The organism is Pontibacter sp. T17 (assembly GCF_057219875.1).
The window spans coordinates 349,781-370,336 of the sequence record NZ_JBXVVW010000002.1 but is presented as its reverse complement, the minus strand read 5'-3'; the positions used below and the strand labels follow the sequence as shown (position 1 = coordinate 370,336).

General features: G+C 60.1%; 21 protein-coding genes and 1 tRNA gene. 7 read left to right on the top strand and 15 right to left on the bottom strand.

What is annotated here, in order from left to right:
* The first annotated feature begins 32 nt into the window (after nt 1-32).
* Genes dapB through murQ form a run of 3 tightly spaced genes read left to right on the top strand, consistent with a single transcriptional unit; the run spans nt 33 to nt 2,449 of the window.
* Nucleotides 33-767 (top strand): 4-hydroxy-tetrahydrodipicolinate reductase, encoded by a 735-nt coding sequence (gene dapB / locus AC2D8O_RS09580; RefSeq protein ID WP_484678595.1) that lies wholly within the window; start codon nt 33-35, stop codon nt 765-767.
* On the top strand, nt 760-1,623 hold the full coding sequence (locus AC2D8O_RS09575) for a BadF/BadG/BcrA/BcrD ATPase family protein (protein ID WP_484678594.1): 864 nt from the start codon (nt 760-762) through the stop codon (nt 1,621-1,623). Before dapB ends, AC2D8O_RS09575 begins: the two co-directional genes overlap by 8 nt.
* A gap of 10 nt (nt 1,624-1,633) precedes the next feature.
* Nucleotides 1,634-2,449 (top strand): N-acetylmuramic acid 6-phosphate etherase, encoded by an 816-nt coding sequence (gene murQ, locus AC2D8O_RS09570; RefSeq protein WP_484678593.1) that lies wholly within the window; start codon nt 1,634-1,636, stop codon nt 2,447-2,449.
* Nucleotides 2,450-2,452: 3 nt separating this feature from the next.
* On the opposite strand, the gene AC2D8O_RS09565 is transcribed toward murQ, so the two are convergent.
* Both AC2D8O_RS09565 and AC2D8O_RS09560 read right to left on the bottom strand, forming a co-directional pair.
* Entirely contained in the window at nt 2,453-3,229 is a 777-nt protein-coding gene (locus AC2D8O_RS09565) for an alpha/beta fold hydrolase (RefSeq protein WP_484678592.1), read from the bottom strand.
* A 10-nt stretch (nt 3,230-3,239) separates the two neighbouring features.
* Complete coding sequence (locus tag AC2D8O_RS09560; RefSeq protein ID WP_484678591.1) at nt 3,240-4,733, bottom strand: pyridoxal phosphate-dependent decarboxylase family protein; 1,494 nt, start codon at nt 4,731-4,733, stop codon at nt 3,240-3,242.
* A 94-nt stretch (nt 4,734-4,827) separates the two neighbouring features.
* Between AC2D8O_RS09560 and AC2D8O_RS09555 the strand changes: the two genes are divergently transcribed.
* A tRNA-Ser gene (locus AC2D8O_RS09555) sits at nt 4,828-4,914 on the top strand.
* A 42-nt stretch (nt 4,915-4,956) separates the two neighbouring features.
* On the opposite strand, the gene AC2D8O_RS09550 is transcribed toward AC2D8O_RS09555, so the two are convergent.
* From AC2D8O_RS09550 to AC2D8O_RS09540, 3 genes are all read right to left on the bottom strand, one after another.
* Nucleotides 4,957-5,574 (bottom strand): hypothetical protein, encoded by a 618-nt coding sequence (locus AC2D8O_RS09550; RefSeq protein WP_484678590.1) that lies wholly within the window; start codon nt 5,572-5,574, stop codon nt 4,957-4,959.
* 19 nt (nt 5,575-5,593) lie between these two features.
* Complete coding sequence (locus AC2D8O_RS09545; protein ID WP_484678589.1) at nt 5,594-6,256, bottom strand: hypothetical protein; 663 nt, start codon at nt 6,254-6,256, stop codon at nt 5,594-5,596.
* An 86-nt stretch (nt 6,257-6,342) separates the two neighbouring features.
* Nucleotides 6,343-7,974 carry a serine hydrolase domain-containing protein gene (locus AC2D8O_RS09540; RefSeq protein ID WP_484678588.1) on the bottom strand — a complete coding sequence of 544 codons (1,632 nt, stop codon included), beginning with the start codon at nt 7,972-7,974 and terminating at the stop codon, nt 6,343-6,345.
* 118 nt (nt 7,975-8,092) lie between these two features.
* Here AC2D8O_RS09540 and mtaB point away from each other — a divergent pair, with 118 nt between their 5' ends.
* Both mtaB and AC2D8O_RS09530 read left to right on the top strand, forming a co-directional pair.
* Entirely contained in the window at nt 8,093-9,427 is a 1,335-nt protein-coding gene (gene mtaB, locus AC2D8O_RS09535; RefSeq protein WP_484678587.1) for a tRNA (N(6)-L-threonylcarbamoyladenosine(37)-C(2))-methylthiotransferase MtaB, read from the top strand.
* 90 nt (nt 9,428-9,517) lie between these two features.
* Entirely contained in the window at nt 9,518-9,892 is a 375-nt protein-coding gene (locus AC2D8O_RS09530; RefSeq protein ID WP_484678586.1) for a hypothetical protein, read from the top strand.
* Nucleotides 9,893-10,001: 109 nt separating this feature from the next.
* On the opposite strand, the gene AC2D8O_RS09525 is transcribed toward AC2D8O_RS09530, so the two are convergent.
* The gene (locus tag AC2D8O_RS09525) at nt 10,002-10,997 is read right to left on the bottom strand and encodes a tryptophan 2,3-dioxygenase family protein (protein WP_484678585.1); all 996 of its coding nucleotides are present in this window, start codon (nt 10,995-10,997) and stop codon (nt 10,002-10,004) included.
* Nucleotides 10,998-11,063: 66 nt separating this feature from the next.
* On the opposite strand from AC2D8O_RS09525, the gene AC2D8O_RS09520 reads away from it, so the two are divergent.
* Entirely contained in the window at nt 11,064-11,585 is a 522-nt protein-coding gene (locus AC2D8O_RS09520; protein WP_484678584.1) for an NADH-quinone oxidoreductase subunit A, read from the top strand.
* A gap of 11 nt (nt 11,586-11,596) precedes the next feature.
* On the opposite strand, the gene AC2D8O_RS09515 is transcribed toward AC2D8O_RS09520, so the two are convergent.
* From AC2D8O_RS09515 to AC2D8O_RS09475, 9 genes are all read right to left on the bottom strand, one after another.
* Entirely contained in the window at nt 11,597-11,956 is a 360-nt protein-coding gene (locus tag AC2D8O_RS09515) for a hypothetical protein (protein ID WP_484678583.1), read from the bottom strand.
* Between the two features lie 135 nt (nt 11,957-12,091).
* On the bottom strand, nt 12,092-12,832 hold the full coding sequence (gene trpA / locus AC2D8O_RS09510) for a tryptophan synthase subunit alpha (protein ID WP_484678582.1): 741 nt from the start codon (nt 12,830-12,832) through the stop codon (nt 12,092-12,094).
* Nucleotides 12,813-14,081 (bottom strand): tryptophan synthase subunit beta, encoded by a 1,269-nt coding sequence (gene trpB, locus AC2D8O_RS09505; RefSeq protein WP_484678581.1) that lies wholly within the window; start codon nt 14,079-14,081, stop codon nt 12,813-12,815. Before trpB ends, trpA begins: the two co-directional genes overlap by 20 nt.
* Nucleotides 14,074-15,471, bottom strand: a complete 1,398-nt coding sequence (trpF, locus tag AC2D8O_RS09500) for a phosphoribosylanthranilate isomerase (RefSeq protein WP_484678580.1) — start codon at nt 15,469-15,471, stop codon at nt 14,074-14,076. Before trpF ends, trpB begins: the two co-directional genes overlap by 8 nt.
* A 5-nt stretch (nt 15,472-15,476) precedes the next feature.
* Nucleotides 15,477-17,123, bottom strand: coding sequence for an anthranilate phosphoribosyltransferase (trpD, locus tag AC2D8O_RS09495; protein ID WP_484678579.1), 1,647 nt, complete (start codon nt 17,121-17,123; stop codon nt 15,477-15,479).
* Nucleotides 17,107-18,600: an anthranilate synthase component I family protein gene (locus tag AC2D8O_RS09490; protein ID WP_484678578.1), complete on the bottom strand. Its 1,494-nt coding sequence runs from the start codon at nt 18,598-18,600 to the stop codon at nt 17,107-17,109. The genes trpD and AC2D8O_RS09490 overlap by 17 nt, the downstream gene beginning before the upstream one ends.
* Nucleotides 18,601-18,633: 33 nt before the next feature.
* Nucleotides 18,634-18,957 carry a Trp family transcriptional regulator gene (locus AC2D8O_RS09485; RefSeq protein WP_484678577.1) on the bottom strand — a complete coding sequence of 108 codons (324 nt, stop codon included), beginning with the start codon at nt 18,955-18,957 and terminating at the stop codon, nt 18,634-18,636.
* Nucleotides 18,958-19,120: 163 nt separating this feature from the next.
* Nucleotides 19,121-19,657: an outer membrane beta-barrel protein gene (locus AC2D8O_RS09480; RefSeq protein ID WP_484678576.1), complete on the bottom strand. Its 537-nt coding sequence runs from the start codon at nt 19,655-19,657 to the stop codon at nt 19,121-19,123.
* Nucleotides 19,658-20,004: 347 nt separating this feature from the next.
* A complete protein-coding gene (locus AC2D8O_RS09475; RefSeq protein ID WP_484678575.1) occupies nt 20,005-20,535 on the bottom strand; it encodes an outer membrane beta-barrel protein in 531 nt (176 codons plus the stop codon).
* Between the last annotated feature and the right edge of the window lie 21 nt (nt 20,536-20,556).

Genomic DNA, 20,556 nt, shown 5'->3' with positions numbered 1-20,556 from the left:
CAGGGAAGCGGGCGGGGCATTAACTTGCTGGCATGCGTATATCATTGGTTGGCTACGGCAAGATGGGTAAGGTGATAGAGGCGGAGGCCGAGAAACGTGGGCACGAGATTGCTCAACGGTTGGACCGCACGTGGATGACCCTGGGGCTGGCCCCCACCGAGGCATACATTGAGTTTACTCACCCAGACAGTGTGTTGGGCAACCTTCGCCAGTTGGTTCAGCTGAAGGTGCCGATTGTAGTGGGCACCACCGGCTGGTATCAGGAGCTGTCGAGCATTGAGAAACTGGCCGAAGCCCACGGGACGCCCGTGATGTATGCCAGCAACTTCTCCATTGGGGTGAACATGTTGTTTCACCTGAACCAGCTGCTTGCCAAAATGATGAACCACTATCCGGAGTATGACCCTGCGATAGAAGAGCGCCACCACCGCCACAAAGCCGATGCCCCCAGCGGTACGGCTCTTACGCTTGCGAAGCAAATACAGGATGGGCTGACACGTAAACACAGTCTGATGCCGCAGGACGCCACCACGCAGCGCCCTCCACGGCCTGAGGAGCTGAGCATTGGGGTAATCCGCAGTGGGGAGATTCCCGGTACCCACACGGTGCTGTATTCCTCGCGGGTGGATACGCTGGAGATACGCCACACGGCACATTCACGCGAAGGATTTGCGCTGGGTGCAGTGTTTGCGGCTGAATGGCTACAGGGCAAGCCGGGCGGGTTGTATCACTTTGCCGACGTTTTTGCGCAGCAGGCCAATGGCTGAGCATACCGGAATGCTGTTGGCCGAGAGCGGCGCCACCAAAACCGAATGGCGCCTGTTGAACGGCACTGAAGTGCGGCTGGCCTTTCGGACGGCTGGCTTCAATGCCAATGTGATGAGTTGGGCACAAATGGAAGCGCAGCTGCAACAGGAAGTACTGCCCGTGCTGGTACAGGCCGACCAGCACCCGCTGGAGGTGGTATTCTACGGGTCGTCGTTTGCCGACGCAGAGACCAACCGCCAGATGCAGGAACTGATAGCCCTGCAACTGGGCTTGAAACCGGGGCAGGTGCAGGTGCAACACGACCTGTTGGCAGCAGCCAGGGCGTCGGCGCAGCGGTCGGAAGGGCTGGTGATTATCCTGGGCACTGGCTCCAACGCCTGCCGCTACGACGGACAGGAGATTGTGGAGCAGCGGGGTGGCCACGGCTGGCTGTTTGGCGACGAGGGCTCGGGCTGCGACCTGGGCAAACAGCTGCTGAAAGCCGGCCTGGATGGCGATCTGCCGTTGGCATTGGCGCAGGCGTTTGAGCAGTGGCGTGGCCAGTCGATGAAGGCCATACGCAATGAGGTGTACAGCGCGGCAAAGCCCAATGTGCTGCTGGCCAGCTTTTGCGAGTTTCTGCACCTTCACCGCACCGAGCCTTATGTAGAGCAGTTGATCCGCGACCGTATGGGACTGTTTGCCGACCTGACCGTAGCCCGCATGCACACGGTCCGTCTGCCTATTTATGCCATTGGATCGGTGGCGGCAGCGTTTCTGCCCCAGCTGACGGCCGAGTTTCTGCTGCGCGAACTGCCCGCGCCCATCCCTGTGCCTTCGCCCATTGATGGACTGGTACGCTTTCACACCTCCTGACCTCTCTGACATGGATTCCCGTACTACCGAACAGGCTTCGCGCTATGAAGCGCTGGAGCAGATGACCACCGCCCAGCTGTTGCGGGGCATCAACGCCGAAGACCGCAGCGTGCCCCTTGCCATAGAAGCGGCACTGGGCCAGATAGAGGCGCTGGTGGAAAGTCTGGTGCCACGGATGCAGCAGGGTGGCCGGCTGTTTTATCTGGGAGCTGGCACCAGCGGGCGGCTGGGCATTGTGGATGCGTCGGAGTGCCCGCCTACCTATGGCGTGCCCCACGGTATGGTGGTGGGGCTGATAGCAGGGGGTGATACTGCCATCCGCAAAGCAGTGGAGTTCGCCGAAGACGACACCGAGCAGGGCTGGAAAGACCTGGCTTCCTACCAACTGGACCCGCTGGATACGGTGGTAGGCATCAGCGCCAGTGGCACCACGCCCTATGTTCTGGGGGCAGTGAAGGCGGCACGGCTGGCCGGTATTCCGACAGGCTGTGTGGTGTGCAACAGCGGCAGCCCTATTGCGCAGGCGGTGGATTTTCCCATCGAGGTAGTGGTAGGCCCTGAATTTGTGACGGGCAGCACCCGAATGAAGGCAGGTACTGCCCAGAAGCTGGTGCTGAACATGCTGACCACCAGCACCATGATACGGCTGGGCCACGTGCGCGGCAACCGCATGGTGGACATGCAGCTGACCAACGCCAAACTGGTAGACCGTGGCACCCGCTATGTAATGGAGGCTACCGGCCTGCCTTACGAAACGGCACAGGCTCTGCTGTTACAGCACCAGAGCGTGCGCAAGGCGGTGGATGCCCACAAAGCCGCGAAGTAGCCCCTAGACGCTGACGCCCAGAAACCGCGCCATTGACTCGAGAAACAGGCGTGGCTGTTCGGCGTGTACCCAGTGCCCGGCATTGGGGATGGTGTCGAGCTGGAAGTTGGAGAAGTGCTGGCGGATAGTGGGCACATCTTCGTCGCGGACGTAGTTTGACTGCGCGCCGCGCACAAATAGCGTGGGGCCATCGTAACTGTCGCCTGGCTGACCTACACCCAGTATGATGGAGTCATAGGCTGCCACCAGTCCATCCAGGTTGAAACGCCAGGCGAAGCCACCTGTTTCGGGGCGGTAGAGGCTTTTCAGCAGAAACTGGCGCACGCCGGCCTCGGGAATTCCGTTCTCTGCCAACAGCTGCTCGGCCTGCTGGCGGCTCTCCAGTGTAGCTACCGGCACGCTGCGCAGGGCCCGGATGATGTCGTTGTGGTGGGGGCGATAGGCTTTCATGCCCATGTCGGCCACGATGAGCTTTTCCACGCGGTGGGGCTGCTCAAAGGCTGCCTGCATCACGGTTTTGCCGCCCATGGAGTGGCCCAGGAGCGTAGCCTGTGGAATGCCTTCGCTGTCGAGGAGCTCCAGCAGGTCGGCAGCCATGCTGGGGTAGTCGTGGCGCGGGTCGTGGGGTGAACGACCGTGGTTGCGCTGGTCCACGAAGTAGACGGTGAAGTGCTCGGCCAGGGGTTTGGCCACGGTTCGCCAGTTGTCGGACGAGCCGAACAGCCCGTGCAGGATGACGAGGGCAGGCCCACTGCCTGCCGTTTCGAAGAACAGACGCATGATGGCAAAGTTAGGCAGTCCAGCGGTTGCGCAGCAGTTTCAGCTGTTCGGTGAGCACGGCAAAGGCTTTCTGCACGTGCTTTTCCTGCGTGTGCAGGTGGCTCACCACCATGCGCAGGGTGTATACGCCATTGAGCTTGGTGTGGGAGATGAAGAGCTGCCCGGTGGCGTTGACCTGCTGCATCAGGGCCTCGTTGAGTTCATTGAGGCGGTCGGCCGTGGCCCAAGCGGGTGCGGCGCGGAAGCAGACGGTGCTCATGGGCACGGGCGCCAGACGGTCGAAGTCGGGGTGCTGGTCTACCCACTCACCGAAGAGGCGTCCCAGACGCACGTGTTCGCGGATTCGGCGGGCCATGCCCTCGGCGCCGAAGTAGCGCAGGGCAAACCACAGCTTGAGCGAGCGGAAGCGCCGTCCCAGCTGAATGCCATAGTCCATATAGTTGGTGACGCTGTCCTCCATGGTCGTCTTAAGGTATTCGGGCACGAGGCTGAAAGCCTGGCGCAGGACGTCGCGGCGGGGAGTGTAGAGTACCGAAAGGTCCATGGGTACGAACATCCACTTGTGGGGATTGACGACGATGGAGTCGGCCAGCTCCCAGCCCGCGAAGAGGTTGCGGAAGTCGGGGGCGAGAGCCATGGCACCACCGTGGGCGGCGTCTACATGCAGCCAGAGGTTGTGGCGCTGGCAGATGTCGGCAATGGCAGGCACGGGGTCTACACTGGTGCAGGAGGTGGTGCCGATGGTGGCCACGACGGCGACTGGCTGATGGCCGGCGGCAATATCTTCGGCAATCATCTGCGCCAGGGCCTCGGGCTTCAGGCGGAAGTGAGCATCTACGGGTACTTTGCGCAGGCTGTCGAGGCCGAGGCCCAGCATCAGCACGGCTTTGTCTACCGACGAGTGGGCGTGTTCGGAGCAGTAGATTCGGGGCGCCTTGAGGCCCTGTGCCATGCTGCCCTGCTGGCGTATGGTGGGATAGGCTACCTCGCGGGCGGCGGCCAGTGCATGCAGGGTGGAGACGGAGGCGGTGTCGTAAATGATGCCCCAGTATTGGGTGGGCAGGCCCAGCAGCTGGCGCAGCCAGCCCAGAGTTACTTCTTCCAGTTCGGAAGCCGCGGGGCCGCTGTACCACAGCATTCCGTTGATGTTGAGGGCGGCCGTGGCCAGCTCGGCGAGGATGCCAGGGCCTGAGGTGGAGGAGTTGAAGTAGGCGTGGTTGCTGGGGTGGTTCCAGTGGGTGAGGTGGGGCACGATGAGGCGCTCGAGGTCGGCGAAGGCTTCGAGGAGGTCCTCGCCGCGCTGGGGTGCCTGTGTGGGCAGCTGGTCGCGGAGCCAGCCGGGGGCGTGCTGTGCCAGCACGGGCTGCTGCTCCAGGGTAGCGAGGTGGCGCACCATCCAGTCTACGAGCTGCTCGGTGTAGAAGCGGAGGACGTGCGGGGGCATGTCGCCGAGGTCGGGTGCCAGACGGGCGCGGGTGTCGGAGGGATTGGGCAGATTTTCCATGGATGGAACAGCAAACTAGTGGGAAAACCGGAAACTGCTATATTTGCGCTCCCAAACCGCTACTGCGGCCCCACGGGGCAGACGCGGCGGCACTGGAGAGGTGCCAGAGTGGTCGAATGGGCCTGACTCGAAATCAGGTATACTCTCACGAGTATCGGGGGTTCGAATCCCTCCCTCTCCGCAGAACGCTCCCTCAGTCGCAAGGCTGGGGGAGTTTTTGTTTTCAGGGGACCTGGACATCGAATGCCAGTTGCAGCGCCTTTTGGATGATGGGCAGCACCCAAAACGAACAGAAGCCGGCGGCCATGATGTAGGATGGGAACAACTGGAGGAAAGACGGCTGATGCAGGCGCCAGACGGTAATACGCGACAGGAGGAAGCCAAGCAGTGTAATGCTCAAAAGCAGGTACAGGGCTACCCCGAGGAGATAGGATGTTCGGGTGTAGGTGAAGCCTTCATAGGGTTGAAAGCGGGCGGAATCGGCTGGCGAAGTTGTGTGTTCGTTCTCTGCAACCGTGTAAAAGTGGGTAGTGCTTTCGGCGGCTTCCACCACCAGAAAGACAGATGCCGATGGTGCCAGACATTCCACGCACCCTCTTTCAAACGCTTTCCGCTGAAACAGCTGGCCACAGGTGCCATCGACATAGGGCCACACGCTGAACGGATTCTGCGGAAGGAGGTAGTATGTAGCTCCTGGGGCAGCCGCGGTGCTGTCGCAGTGTGTGTAGTAGTTGGAAGGGGGCGACCAACCTGTGGCCTCGTGAAAGAATACCCCTGCCCACACCATCATCAGCAGGAATGCCTGAATCAATACAGCACCCGAAAAGCGCAGCCACTTCATGGCCGCAAGGTAGGCGCTTTCACCCTCTTCTTGCCTCCAGCCGTATGAGCCACCAGCCGGTGATGGCGCCGACGGAGAGGCCGCCCAGCAGTCCGCCAGCAACGCCTGCGCCGATGTTGAAGGCCAGTGAGGCGCTTGCGTCGGGGAGGGAAGCGCCGAGGTAGATCCAGCAGATGCCGACACCCCAGCCGAGGGCGTTGGCGAGAATCCAGTCGGCGGCATTGACGACGTGTTCCTTCAGCGGCACCCACTGAAACAGACCGAAGACAGCCCCCAGCGTGAGGCCCGTGGCGGCACTCAGCAGGGCAAACGCCCAGCCGGATATCTCGGGTGGTGCGGCAGCGGCATCGCCAGCCGGAACATCGGCGAAGAAGAACAGCGACGGCAGCATGCCCAAAAACCAGCCGAGCACGGCCACAGCCACCGTCCAGCCCACCCAGGTGCTGCGAGGCATGGTGGGCACCTGCTGGCGCAATACCTGCCACTGCATGAGGCCCAGCACCGTGCCTTCGATGGCGCCCGCGATCATCATGGCAAAAAGCACGATGAGCTTGTCGGGAAGGGTGTGGGGCTCGCCAATGTGCGAGTTGGCAAGCCAGGCAATGGCCCCGGCTGCGCCAATGCCCACGAGTTCACCTGCCGCGCAATACAGTGTCCAGCGGAGCCAGAGTGGAAGGTTCATGGAGAAGCGGGTTTCTCCAAACCTACCTACTACTGATTCCAAGTGTTCTGAGGAGGCGCAGCCTAAAGACTGATTTTTGCCATGAATCACTGGAGGCGGGTGAAGCGTACGCGGCGAATGCGGTCGCCGGCCAGCAGCAGATGGCCTTCTGGTTCAAGCGTTAGCGTGTAACCACTGAAGGACAGGAGATTTGGCAGCAGCATGCGGGCAGTACGGGTCTGGCTGTTGAGTGTAACATGGGCGGAGTCGGCCACGATGTTGGTCAGAACGAGCTGGGTACCGGTTTCAGCGTTTACGTAGGTGCCATTCCATGTGCTGTAGCCAGAGGTGGGTGCAGGGCGAATGTCCATGCGGTTGCCAGTGATGGGCTGCTGGGTGGGGTGATAGATGACAAACTGGCGTCTGTCGGGGAAGAACGCGATTTTCAACACTGGGTTGTTGGCATAGCCGAACAGGTTGCCCTGTTCGTGGAGCAGCTCCACAGGGTCGCGACCGGGGATGTCGCGGAAAAGCCGGCCCTCGGCTTCGCGGACGGTAATGTAGGTGCCGGTTGTGGTGGCATAGGTACCCAGAACGGCAGCGTTGGCAGGGCGTGCGGCAAGAGTTGCAGGGCGGGTGGGGTTGCGGGGGGTAGCCAGCTGGTCGGCCAGTACGATATCAGCTATCTGCCGGGCTATGTTGTTGGTGGAAACTGTGCCATTGTTGCTGAGCAGCACAATTGACAGCCGCTGTTTTGGGAAGCGGAGGAACGAAGCGTTATAAGCCCCGGTGTTACCATCGTGGTATTGAATGGGCTGGGCGCCATAGGTGTCGAACATCACACCCGCACCATACACTTCCATTGCGCCAGTGCCCAGGTGGGAAAGAAGCTGAGGCGGAAGCTGGCTGGGGTTCTGTTGCAGTTGTTTTTCCCATGTCAACTGGTCGCGGAGGGTGGAGAACAGGCCGCCGTCGCCGTGCAGTTGGTACAGGCTTGGGTATTCCTTCCAGCCGTTCCAGTTGCCATAGGGGCGGGCTTTGTTGGGAACGACCGCCATGTAGTTGCTGATGAAACGGGTTTGGGTAAGGCCGATGGCGGCGAAAGTACGGTCTGCAAGGTCCGGGAATTTCTCGCCAGTGGTCTTTTCCAGGGCCTGTGCCAGCAGCAGATAGTTGCTGTTGCTGTAGAGGTAGGCCGAGCCGGGCGGGAAGTTGAGTTCAGTTTGCAGGGCCAACAGGCTCCAGGCATCGGAGTTGCTGAGAAAAAGCTGCCACCAGGTGCGGCCCTGTAATGCCCATAGATCGTAGGCGTCTCGTATGCCGCTGGTATGGGTGATAAGGTGCCTTAGTGTGACGGCTCGTGTATCGGGAAAGCGGTACTGCGGTAAGAGGTCGGTCAGGGGAGTATCCAGTTGCAGCCTTCCCGCCTGGGCCTGTTGCAGCACCAGCAGCGCGGTAAACTGCTTGGCATTGGACGCGATGTTGAAAGCAGTGCTGTCGGTAACGGGTACGCGGTGTTCCAGATTGGCCATGCCACGGGTGCGTACCAACAGGGTTTGCCCATTCTGCACAATGCCCACTGCTATGCCGGGTGCAGATGGTGCGACGGCTGCGGCCAGCAGGCTGTCAATACGGGCTGTCTGGCGGGGGGTAAGCTGTGCATGCAGTGTGCCTGAAAGCAGCAGCCCCACCATGAGCAGGAAGGTTCTGCCCAGATAGATGGGTGTGAGAAGAAACATGACGGGATGGGTGGTTATCAGCAACATACGCATTTCATTTTCTGTGGGGTGGGCTTTCGTCACAGAATTGGAATTACTTCGCACACCAAACGCCGAACTTTGGCGTTATTGCTCTCTGATGAAGTCGGTAGCGTACTATACCCTGGGCTGCAAGCTCAACTTCTCTGAAACGAGCACGCTGGCCCGCCAGTTTGACGAGCGGGGTTTCGCGCGGCGAGAGTTTTACGAACCTGCCGACATCTACCTCATCAATACCTGCTCGGTTACGGACAACGCCGACAAGAAGTGTCGCAAGGTGGTGCAGCAGGCCAAGCGCCAGAACCCCGATGCCTTCGTCATCATCGTGGGATGCTACGCCCAGCTGAAGCCGCAGGAGATAGCCGAGATACCGGGCGTGAGTGCGGTGTTTGGCGCAGCTGAGAAGTTTGCGCTCTTCGAGCACCTGGAGCGCTTTGAGGCGGGCCAGCCAACTGTGGTGAAGCACAGCCCCATCGGTGAGGTTAATACGTTTGTGCCCAGCTACAGTCTGGAAGAGCGGACGCGGGCCTTTCTGAAAATACAGGACGGGTGCGACTACAAGTGTTCGTTCTGCACCATACCGCTGGCCCGTGGGGGCAGCCGGAGCGAAACACTGGAGAACGTGGTGCAGCAGGCCCGGCATCTGACCGCGCAGGGTGTGCAGGAAATCGTGATTTCGGGCATCAACCTAGGCGACTATGGCGCTCACATGGATTTCCCCTACGAGCTGGTGGATGTGCTGCGGGCACTGGACGAAGCTGAAGGCGTAGCTCCACGCCTGCGCGTGTCTTCGATAGAGCCCAACCTGCTGACCGACCCCATCATCGAGTTTGTGGCGCAGGCCCGGCGCTTTCAGCCCCACTTCCATGTGCCGTTGCAGAGTGGCAACAACCGCATTCTGGCCGCCATGCGCCGCCGCTACAAACGCGAACTGTATGCCGACCGCGTAGCGAAGATCAAAGCGGTAATGCCTCATGCCGCCATTGGTGTGGATGTCATTGTGGGTTTCCCGGGCGAGACAGACGCCGAGTTTCTGGATACCTATGAGTTTCTGAACGGGCTGGATGTGTCGTACCTGCATGTGTTCCCGTACAGTGAACGGGCCAACACGCTGGCAGCCGAAATGTCCGACTCGGTGTACCCGCATGTGCGGGCCGAGCGCAGCGAAGCCCTGCGGCAACTGTCGGTGAAGAAGCGACGCTACTTCTATGAGCAGTTTTGTGGACAGACCCGCACCGTCCTGTTTGAAGAAGCGCCCCATAATGGCCAAATGGCTGGGTTTACTGACAACTATATCAAGGTGCTGGCGCCCTATGACCCGTTGCTGGTAAATGAGCGGGTGGCGGTGGTGTTGGCTTCCGTAGACGCCGAAGGTGTCGTGCGGGCTGGCGAAGTGCAGGTGCCTGATTCGGCGGCGCTGCACACACACGCCTAAGTTTCCTGGGCCTTTTTGGGGGATAATTGGTGCTGTTGCTTTAGATTGGCATGAATAGTGTTGTCTGTAACAGTATCCAAAATGGGAACCATGCTTCGCCGTCTGTTTGCTCTTGTTGCGCTGGTACTTGCCATTGTCACCAGCAGTGTGTTTGCCCAGGGAAGCCGCCCTGCCTGGCTGCCACCCGTTGCCAAGGGTAAGCCCGCGCCCCGGTGGTATTATCTGCCTGCCTGCCAGAGCTATTACGATGCGCAGCGCCAGCTGTTCTGGCATAAGTCGTCTACCAGCACCAACTTCACCGAGAACCGTGGCATCCCCATGAGCATCAAGGTGGACCTGTATACCACACCGGTGGTTGCGCTTACTTACAAAGGCACTACGGCCTTCACGCAGTTTGCCACCCACCGCAAACAATACCCCAAAACCTACCGAGTGCCGGGGCAGAAGCCCCGCCGGCGCTCTTAACTCCGCAGTTTGCCATGCGTCGCCTTCTGACTCTCGTGCTGGTGCTGCTGCTGCTGTTGGCTGTCAGCGTATTGGCAGCCTGACGGGCCGCAGGCGGACGCGCTTTCTGCTATTGCGGCCGCTGGCCGGTGCCCCAGTTGGCCTCCACCTGTTGCTTGAAGAGTTCGGTGACCCAGGCCTTGCCCCATTCGGCTATTTGTTCCTCGCTCCAGAGTTCGGGATAGAAGATGACGCGCTGGAAACGGGGCGGCAGATACTGCTGCCAGTTGGTGCCCCCTGTAGCGGCGATGTCTTCCGGGTTTTTGTGGAGATAGCGCACGGCGCTGCGGTAGTGAGCCAGGCGCCAGAAGACGTTGGCCTGGAGGTCGGTCTGGCGCAGGAGGTCGGCTATGGCGGCGTCGTTGCGAACAGCCTCTCCTGCGTTGCGGTAGAGATAAAGGAGGTTGCGCTGCTGCCAGTGCTGTGCGCTGGCCTGCAATTCGGGGTCATAGCGCTCTTCGAACATGCGCAGCGTCAGGATTTTCTCGCCAGTGGCCAGTTCGCGGCCGCCCTGCTTCCAGTAGCTGTGCTGATAAAGCCGATCCAGGGGGGTGTTATCAGGCAGGGTGGCAGCGGCCTCGCCCGCCAGGCGGTGCAGGGTAGTGAGACGTAATTCGATTTCGCGGAACTGAGCACTCTGGAAGCCGGAAGCCGGTAGGAGTGACATGCGGAAATGCAGAAACTGGCCAGGGTCCATTCCATCGACCATGGTGTCGAAACTGGTGGTGAGCTGACGGAAATACGCCACTACGCGCTTGAGGCGCAGCTTCCAGAGTTCGGGGTTGGAGGTGACGTCGGCGGCACTGGCCAGTTGGTCCAGCTCCAGGCGGATGAGCTTGAAGTAGAGCTCGGTGATCTGGTGGTAGCAGATGAAGATGAGCTCGTCGGGGAAATCTGTGCGGGGCACCTGTAGCGACAGCAGAGTGTCGAGGTGCAGATAATCCCAGTAGGTGAGGTAACGGGCGTGAATCAACCCCTCCAGATAGGAGACCATGTTCTGGCCCGAGCGGGCAAACTTCTCCCGCAGGGCGTCTATCATCCGTTGCTCGTCGGCAGTCAGTTCCATGGTCCGAAAATACAGTATGCGCGGCGCGCTGCAACTGATATTGGACAGGTAATGTAACTTAGCCCTGTGGAACCTACACTTCAGATTACTGAGTTTGGCAAGGCCCTGCTGTTCTTTCTGGCAGGTGCGGTGTTTCTGGTGGGGGGGATTGTGGCCAACCGTGTGCTGGCCCCACGCCGCCCCAACCCCGAAAAACTGGCCCCATACGAGTGTGGTGAAGACCCCGTGGGCAGCGCCTGGGTGCAGTTCAACATGCGGTTCTATCTGATGGGGCTGGTGTTCCTGATTTTCGATGTGGAGGTGCTGCTGCTGTTCCCCTGGGCGGTAGCGATGGGTGATACCGACCTGTTAACTGGCAGTGCTGGCTGGGGGTGGTTTGCGCTGGCGGAAGGCGTGCTGTTCATCGCGATACTGGCGCTGGGGCTGGTGCACGTGTGGGTGCGCGGCGACATAGACTGGGTGCGCCCGGCACCGCTGGCGCCCAACGACAACGGCACCGTTCCCCTGAAAGAATATGCTGCGTTTAATGCAGGCATTGTTTCAGGAGTCGGTGCCGCAGGGAATCCATCAAGCGGCGAGGGTAAGTAGCCCTCGGATAGTCAGTCGGCCTGTACGCGGCGCTCAGTGCGTACAGCACCAGAAGCGGGCGCGTCGAGTACCTCTATTTTGGCATTTTCCAGCATAAGGCAAAACTGCTGAAGGCCGGGCTGGCGGAAAAAGGCCAAGTCGCCATGCACAGTGCCGGATACCATCACCTTGTCGCCCTCCTGCATGTTGGCCGCAGGGTTTTCAATGCGCACGAGGTAGTCGAGGTGGTCGTCTGCGAGGATTTTGCGTTTGGCCAGCAGCACAACCGCGTCGGCCTCGATACGCTCGACCTTGGCTTTCCAGCTGACCTGGGCTCCGCGGTGGGCAGGGTACTGCTTCACGACGGTTACGATGTCCAGTTGCTCTTCCATATTCAGTGTAGTCTGTGGGTAGTACGTAGGCTTAAATTGGTCAAAAGAGGGGGTGGCCAGTTGGTTAAGCGTCGGATACTTACCCACGCCTGAAAAGGGGGCGTGTTCGCAACGTGTGGACTGTCAGGAATTTGTCTAACCGGCCAGTTCGGCGAGCATGGCTGGCAGGCGGTTTTCGTCGGCGGCGCGCAGGAGGGCCGAGCCAATGATGGCGAAGTCGGCTATCTGGGTAACCTGCTCTACCTCAGCGCGGGTGGAGATGCCAAAGCCAATGCCTACCTGCGTTTCGGGGCACAGACGGCGGATGGCCTGTACCAGATCGGTGAGGCGGTTATCCAGCCCGAAGGCGCTGCCGGTGAGCTTGTAGCCTGCCATAAGATACACCATGGGTGGGTCGCGGTGCAGGGCGGCCGCCAGACGGTTAGTAGGTACGTTGGCCGCCAGTACGGGCACTGGATAAACGCCAAGGTCTGCTAGCTGTTCGGCTTCGGCGCTGTCGAAGGGCAAATCGGGCAGGATGGCCTTGGTTATGCCCAGGCTGCACAGACGTTTGGCAAAGCCCTCCATGCCCAGGTGAAACACCTTGTTGGCATAGGTCATGGGCACGATTTCGGTTGCTGGAAATTCGGTGCGGAGCGTTTGCAGCACAGCGAAGTACTGTTCGGGGGTAGTGCCATTGGCGATGGCAATCCGGTTGGCCTGAGTGATGACCGCCCCATCGGCGGTGGGGTGTGAGAACGGCAACTGGAGTTCCAGATATCGAAAGCCAGCCCGGGCATAGGCACGGGCGGTGTTCAGGCTCTGCTCCAGCGTAGGATAGCCAATCACGAGATGGCCCATGAGGGGCAGGGTATGGTCAGCGGTTGCGGTGTGCATCCAGTTGCTGGCTTAGGTAGTGTTCAAACTGTTCGGGTTGCAGGCGTGGCAGGGTGATGAAGAGGTCCTTCTCTCCACGGCCACTGCCGTTGATGATGACGGAGGCCGATTTGGGCAGGTCTTTCGCCACTTGTAGTGCGCCCGCGAGGCCGTGTGCCGATTCCAGCGCCAGAATGATGCCCTCGGTGCGGGCCAGGAGTTTCAATGCCTCCAGTGTTTGGGTGTCGGTGGCGCTGGTGAAGGTGGCGCGGCCCTGCTGGTGCAGCCAGGCCAGAATGGGGCTGACGCCGCAGTAGTCGAGCCCGGCACTGATGCTGCTTGTGCCGGAGATGTTGCCTTCGTCGTCCTGCAAAAAGAAGGAGCGGTAGCCCTCGAAGATACCTGGCTGCCCGTGGGTGAGCTTGCTGGCGTGCTGACCGGGTTGGGTGCCGGTGCCGCCAGCTTCCACACCGATGAGCTGCACGGTGGGCTCGTCGAGAAAGTCGAAGAACGCGCCCATAGCGTTGCTGCCACCGCCCACACATGCCACTACCGCGGCGGGCAGCTTGCCGGTCTGGGCCAGTATCTGCTGGCGCATTTCTTCGCTCACCACCTTCTGGAACCACGTGTTCATGACTGGATAGGGGTGTGGGCCAACGGCACTGCCCAGCAGGTAGAACGTGTCGTCGGGATGGGCGATGAGGTCCTGAAAGGCTGCGATGACGGCGTCGTTGAGGGTGCCCGCGCCTTCGTCTACCGGGATGACCTCGGCGCCCAGCAGTTCCATCCAGAAGACGTTGGGGCGCTGGCGCTCATAGTCTTTACGGCCCATGTAAATGGTGCAGTGCATGCCATAGCGTGCGCATACGGTGGCTGAGGCATAGCCGTGCTGTCCAGCGCCCGTTTCGGCGATGATGCGTTTGCGGCCCATTCGCTTGGCCAGCAAAATCTGCCCCACGCAGTGGTTGATTTTGTGGGCGCCAGTTAGGTTGAGGCCTTCGTTCTTGAGGAAGAGCTGGGCGCCGCCGTTCTGCGCCGAAAGACGAGGCAGAGGCGTGAGGGGCGTGGGGCGACCGGAGAACTCGTTCCAGGCGGCATGGAGCTCCAGCAGAAACTCGGGGTCGCGGCGAGCGGCTTCGAAAGCAGCAGCCACTTCGTCCATGTTGCCGCGCAGCACTTCTGGCACATAGCAGCCCCCAAAATCGCCGAAGCGGCCATTTCCTTGCAGGATGGCTTCGCGAAGACGGGTAAGGTGCAGGATTTCAGGCATATGCGGAGGAGTTTGTCAGTTCGGTGAGCCGGGTACGGAGAGTCTGAATCAGTGCGGGGTCTACCTGTCCGTTGGTTTCGATGCCGCTGGCGGTGTCTACGCCGATGCAGTGAGGGTAGTGGAGCACACGGTGCAGGGTGTCCTGGTTGATGCCGCCTGCCAGCAGGAAAGGCCAAGGGAAGTGAGCTGGAATGCTGCCACCGGGCTGACCGCTACCGGGTATCATGCCGTCGAGGACGAAGGCGTAAACATGTGGGGCAAAGTGTTCGGCTGTTTCCAGGAGCTGGGCTTCGGAGAGGCCGTCGCCGGTGCGTATGGCCAGCAGCACCTGGGTGTCGAGGCTGGCAACGAAATCGGGCGTTACTTCTTCGGCATAGAGCTGCACGAAGCGGAACCGATGGCGGGCCAGCGTGTCGCGGATGTCAGCCAGGCTGTTGCGGAAGAAGACACCTACTGCATTGGGAGGCAGCGGGGTGGCAGTGAGAGCTTCAGGGTCTATGCGCCGCTTGCTGGCGGGCGAGAAGTTGAGGCCGATGAGATCGGCCGCAGTGGCTGTGAGGAGTTCGGGTGTGCGTATGCCACAGGCTTTCAGGAAATAAGGTCTGGGCTCGGGCTGCTGGATGTCGGCCAGAAGGGCGTGGTTCTGCATGACACCTGTTCCGATGAGCAGAGCGTCGGTACTGTCGGTAGCGATGCGGAGATCCAGCCGGGAGGTTACGCCGCTTTCGGAAACGCGGACCACACTGGCGGGCAGCGCACGGGCTATCCAGTTGGCGCGGTTGAGCGAGAGCCGGAAGGTTTGCAGGTCGCGGTTGTTCACGCCCACCACCGGGAAGTCCATGCCCTCAATCAACGCGAGGTCTTCCTGCGAGTGTGTTTCCACCAGTACGCCCATGCCCAGACTTTCGGCCAACTGCCGCAGCGAGGTCAGCTGCTGGCGGTTGAGCACGCCGGCAATGAGCAGCACGGCATGTGCGCCATACTGGCGGGCCAGCAGAATCTGAATGGGGTCGAGGATGAAGTCCTTGCAGAGGATGGCAACCCCGGTGGGCTCGGCCAGCTCGGCGGCTGTACGGAGATCGTCAAAGCTGCCGCCGAAGAAGGTGTGGTCTGTCAGCACCGAGATGGCCTGTGCGCCAGCATTCAGGTAGGCCTGCACTTGAGTTTCTATCGGGGCATCTTCCTTTATGGCGCCGACGCTGGGGCTGCGCCGCTTGTATTCGGCGATGAGACCCAGACGGCCTGCGGCTTTCGTTTGCAACAGGTTGCGGTAGAAACGGCCATCGGTAACAGTTGCGGTTTCGCGCAGCGTCGACAGGTCGTAGCGGGCATACATCCCGGCTATTTCCTGTCGCTTGTGGGCCAGAATATGGTCGAGGTAGGTGCGCATGTGGGTCAGGCTACCTGCATGGTGGCAGCTTGGGTGATGTACTCCTGTAGTTGTTGTCCGGCTACGCCTGCCCGCAGGGCTTCCTCCATCTGGCGGTAGCAGCGGTCGAGTGGCAGGGGTTCGCCAGCCATTCCGCCAAAGCGGCTGTAGGCAAAGGCGGCGTTGGCGGCCACCAGCTTATAGTGCTCGGTATCCAGCTTGCCAGCCAGAATGTTGCGGGCGATGCGGATGCTGTCGGCGGGCGTGTCTACGCGGAGGTCGTCCTGGGCCACAGGCTGTATACCAAAAGCCTCGGGTGTAAGGGTATAGCGCCGACGCGCCCCCTGTTCATATGCCCATACCGAGGTGGGGGCCGAGACAGAGATTTCGTCGAGCCCCTCGCCTCCCCGCACCACATACAGCTGTTCTTTGCCCAGCAGAATGCCGGTTTCGAGCATCAGTTCGGCATATTGCTCGAACGCAGTGCCGATAAGTTGGCGTGTGGGGTTATAGGGGCTGAGGAGTGGCCCCAGCACGTTGAAGAGCGTGGGGATGCCCATACGGGCACGGCTGCCGGCAAACTGCCCCATCACAGGGTGGGCGTCCGGGGCAAAGAGGAAGGCAAGGTTGCTGCGCTCGTAGCGGGCTCGGATGTCGCTTTCGGAGAGACGAATGGGCACCCCCAGTGCCTCCAGCAGGTCGAAGCTGCCGAAACGCCCACTGGCGGCTTTGTTGCCATGCTTCAGCACGGGCAGCCCAAGGGCAGACAGGAGCAGTGCGGTGAGGGTACTGGTGTTGAGCCGTGGCAGGCCACTGCCACCCGTGCCGCAGATGTCGATAGCGGAAGCCTGGTAAATGGGGTCGTGGCGGAGCGTACCATGCTGGCGCAGCACCTCCACGAACTCGGCCAGGGCCTGTGGCTGGCGCATGCGGAAGGCGAGGGCTACCAGCAGCACCAGCTTCTGGTCTTCACTGAGGTGGTGAAGGGTGAGGCTCTGGATCAGCGACTCGTAGGCTTCGGCAGGCACGGGGTCGGCTTCCTGCAACAGCGTCATGAGGCGGCGGTAGTCGCCAAAGCCATTGGCCAGGCGGCCTTCCACTACATTCTGCAGCAGCCGGTAGCCAGTGTCGGCCTGCATGCTCAGCACGCTTTCGGGGTGGAACTGTACCCCCTCGATGGGCAGAAACTTGTGGCGGATGGCCATGATGGTGCCGTCCTGTGCGCGGGCGCTCACGACCATGCTGTCGGGCACGCCGTCGTGTGCGGCAGCCCAGCTGTGGTAGCGTGCCACTTCGATGGTGGCGGGCAGACCGCCGAAGATGGTGCCGCCGTCGTGCACTACGGCTTCGGCCTTGCCGTGGCGCGGTGTTACCTTCTGGATGCGGCCGCCAAAAAATTCCACCAGCGCCTGATGGCCCAGGCATACGCCCAGAATGGGCTTGGACTGGTGGAACCGCTCGATGATGGCCATGAGATTGCCCGCCTGCCGAGGCACCGATGGGCCGGGCGACAGCACCAGCAGGTCAAAATCCAGCGTTTCCAGTGCCGCGGGCTCAACGGTGTTGCGCACCACCTGTACGTGGCACCCCAGCCGCCGGAAGTAGTCTACCAGATTGTAGGTGAAGGAGTCGAAGTTGTCGACGAGCAGGATGCGCTTATACTGCAACGGCATGGCTTTGAGGCTGGAAGTGGTTCAGGACACGTTCGAAGGCTGCCATTTTGAGGGCTACTTCGCGGAGCTCGGCGGCAGGGTCGCATTCTACCAGCAGGGTGGCGCCAGCCCGGTAGCGCAGCCGGCCCTGGCGGATGTGGGCGGTGCGGATGGTGATGCCGGTGTTGACCTCGCCTGTGAGGTGCAGGTAACCCACTACACCGCCATAATAGCCACGGGATGTGGCTTCTACGCGGGCAATGTGCTGCATGGCTGCCACTTTGGGCGCGCCAGTAAGGGTGCCCGCATTGAGGCAGGCTACCAGTGCTTCGTAGCCGGTGTAGGGGTCGGCCAGTTCGCCGCTCACCTGGGCCACGGTGTGCATGACAGCAGAATATTTCTCGATTACGCGGTAGTCGTCTACCCGAACGCCGGGCTTGCAGACGCGCGCCAGGTCGTTGCGGCCGAGGTCTACGAGCATGTCCAGCTCCGACTTTTCCTTCTCACTGTTCAGCAGGGCCAACATGCGGTGATGGTCTTCCACTGCATTAGCACCGCGTGGGGCGCTGCCGCTGATGGGGCGAAGGGTCACGCGGCCATTTTCTACGCGCACCATCATTTCGGGGCTGGCGCCGCAAAGCTGTTCGTCGACAAAGTCGAAGAAGAAGAGGTAGGGGGCGGGGTTGATTTCGCGGTAGGTAGCGTAGAGCTGAAGCGGGTCGCCGGAGACGGCGGCAGTCAGCTCGCGCGAAAAGACAACCTCCAGCAGTTCGCCCTCCTCGCACAGGCGTATGGCTTCCCGCACCTGTTGCTGAAACACTTCGGCCGAGGGCGTAATAGCTATCTCAGACACGGAAGGGGGAGTGGTGGGGAGTATCTCGCCTTCTAACTGCGCGGCTACCGACTGGGCTTTGCTTTTGGCTTCGGCTTCGGTGGCCTGTGTGCAGTAAAGCGTGCACTCCTGTGTCAGGTGGTTGTAGAGCAGGATGGTGTCGTAAAAATGCAGAACGGCATCGGGCGTCTCGTCGGCGGGCAGGTCGGCCAGGTCCTCATACTGGAAGACAAAGTTGTAGGCCAGCGCGCCATAGAAGCCGGCAAACGACTTTTCAGGGTGCTGAAACTGTTTCAGCAGAAGGGAAATGACACTGGCTGCGTTCTGGCGCTGGAAGCGGTTGGCTTCGTCTACAGGGGAGGGGCCTTTGGGGATGCGCAGGCGCAACAGATTTTGAGATTCCTGGTAGAGAAAGGGGTAATAGGCCTCGCGTACGGCCGCAATCATCGGTAGGGCCGAGTCGACAAAAGCCTCAAGCACGACGTCCTCCTGGTGAATGCGGATAGAGAGCGTTGGTAGGGTTCCTACAAGCGACATGCGTCCGTAGGTTTCACTGACCGAGCGTGACTCCAGAATGAAAGAAGGGCGAGTGGGGTTTGCCTGCCGCAAAAGAGCATAATGGCGCAAAGCATCCCCGTACGGCAGATTGAGCCGCAAGGTGAACATAAGTCGAAGGGATTGGGGTGAAAACAGAACGAATCAGACAGTACGGCGTGTGGCTCCCCGGGCGGTAGCGGGGAGCCCAAGCCATCGGTCGATAGCGGCTCGGTTTTCGCGGTAGGCTTTGGCCCCACGGGTAACAGTCACAACGCTGCAGCCCAGTTGGGCTGCAATCTCGCGTTGTGTGTGGCCTTCAGCCAGGAGCTGAAAGATGGCCAGTCGTTCGGCGAGCATCTCCTTCTCCTTTTCGGTAAAGAAGACGTCGGCGAAGCGCTGTACGGCACGGGTGTCAGACAGCCCCGCAATCATACGGGCGACGGGCAAGAATGCACGGGCTTCGACGGCAGGGCTGGTGACGGGCATGGGTTTGTAATAGTGTAACAGTACAGTAATGCAAATGTATGACCGTTTTTTGTATCAGTCAAGTGGTACAAGGGAAAAAATGAAAAGGCAGCCCTGTGCTGCCAAAAAGCGAAAAGCCCCGCATTGCGGGGCTTTTCCAGAGAGGTTATGAACCTCGGCAGAATTAGTTGCCGAAGAACACGTTCACGCCGATGTTCAGGCCGAGGCGGTTGGCGCGGTCAGCACCTTCAACGCCAGAGCTGATCGAGCGGAAGTTCAGGAGGGCGTCGATAGACACTTGCTCGCCGATGAAGAATGCAGCGCCAACACCAACTGCGAGGGTGTTACCAGTCTCAGAACCTTCGATCGAGTTGCCGTTCAGTACGAACGAAGCCTCGGGATAGATGCTGATCATGTCGCTAACGGGGAAGTAGTAGCGCAGGTAAGGACCAACGTTCCAGTTGGTAACAGACTCAGCACCTTCGATGCCGCTGTCAACAACACCGAGGCCCAGGATCAGACCGCCGTTCAGCTTGTCGATGAAGTTGTAACCAACTTTGGCATCGATACCGAAAGTAGTGGGGGTGTTGTCTTCGAGACCGAGATCGAAGCCAGCAGCGCTGTAACCGCCGAGGCTGATACGACCTTGTTCGATTTGGCTTTGAGCGTTAGCAGCGAAAGCGAACGCTACAAAGAGGAGAGAGAAAAGTACCTTTTTCATTGGTGTGATTGGAAAAGATTCGGGGGCGAAGTAAGGAAGTTTCTGAATCTCACAAAAGCGTTTGGCTAGCGAAGGTTTAGTTTTAATGTCTAATTGTATGTTATTCAGGTTATTAACTTTGCATATTATCTTGTTTGCGATGTCCTATTTATGCAGCTAATGCGGCATTTTAACAGTTGAGGGGTGTGGATTTAACATATAGTAAGGGATAAACACGGATGTAGGTTCTTCTTTGGTCTTTGAACTGTGGTCTTGTCGGATGTGCGAACAAGCGGCTAGCTAGGACAAACGAAAAAGCCCCGCACAGTGGCGAGGCTTTTTCGGAGAGGTGATGAACCTCGGTAGGCTTAGTTGCCAAAGAACACGTTCACGCCGATGTTCAGGCCGATTGCGTTAGCGCGGTCAGCGCCTTCGATGCCAGAGCTGAAGCTGTTGTAGTTCAGCAGAGCGTCGATAGATACCTGCTCACCAACAAAGAAGGCAGCGCCTACGCCAATGTTGAAGGCGTTGGTGCTCTTTGAACCCTCAACAGAATTACCACCAAACACGAAAGAGGCTTGGGGGTAGATGCTGATCATGTCGCTAACGGGGAAGTAGTAGCGCAGGTAGGGGCCGATGTTGTAGGTGGTGACGGCATCGCCTTCGCCAGCCTTCATGTTGTTGATGCTCAGGATCAGGCCGCCGTTCAGCTTCTCGATGAAGTTGTAGCCCGCCATTACATTCAGACCGAAGTTTCGGCCACCGCCATCTTCGAGGCTGCTGTTGAAGCCAGCGTTGCTTGAACCGCCCAGGCTGATACGGCCTTGTTCGATTTGGCTTTGAGCGTTAGCAGCGAAAGCGAACGCTACAAAGAGGATAGAGAAAAGTACCTTTTTCATTGGTGTGATTGGAAAAGATTT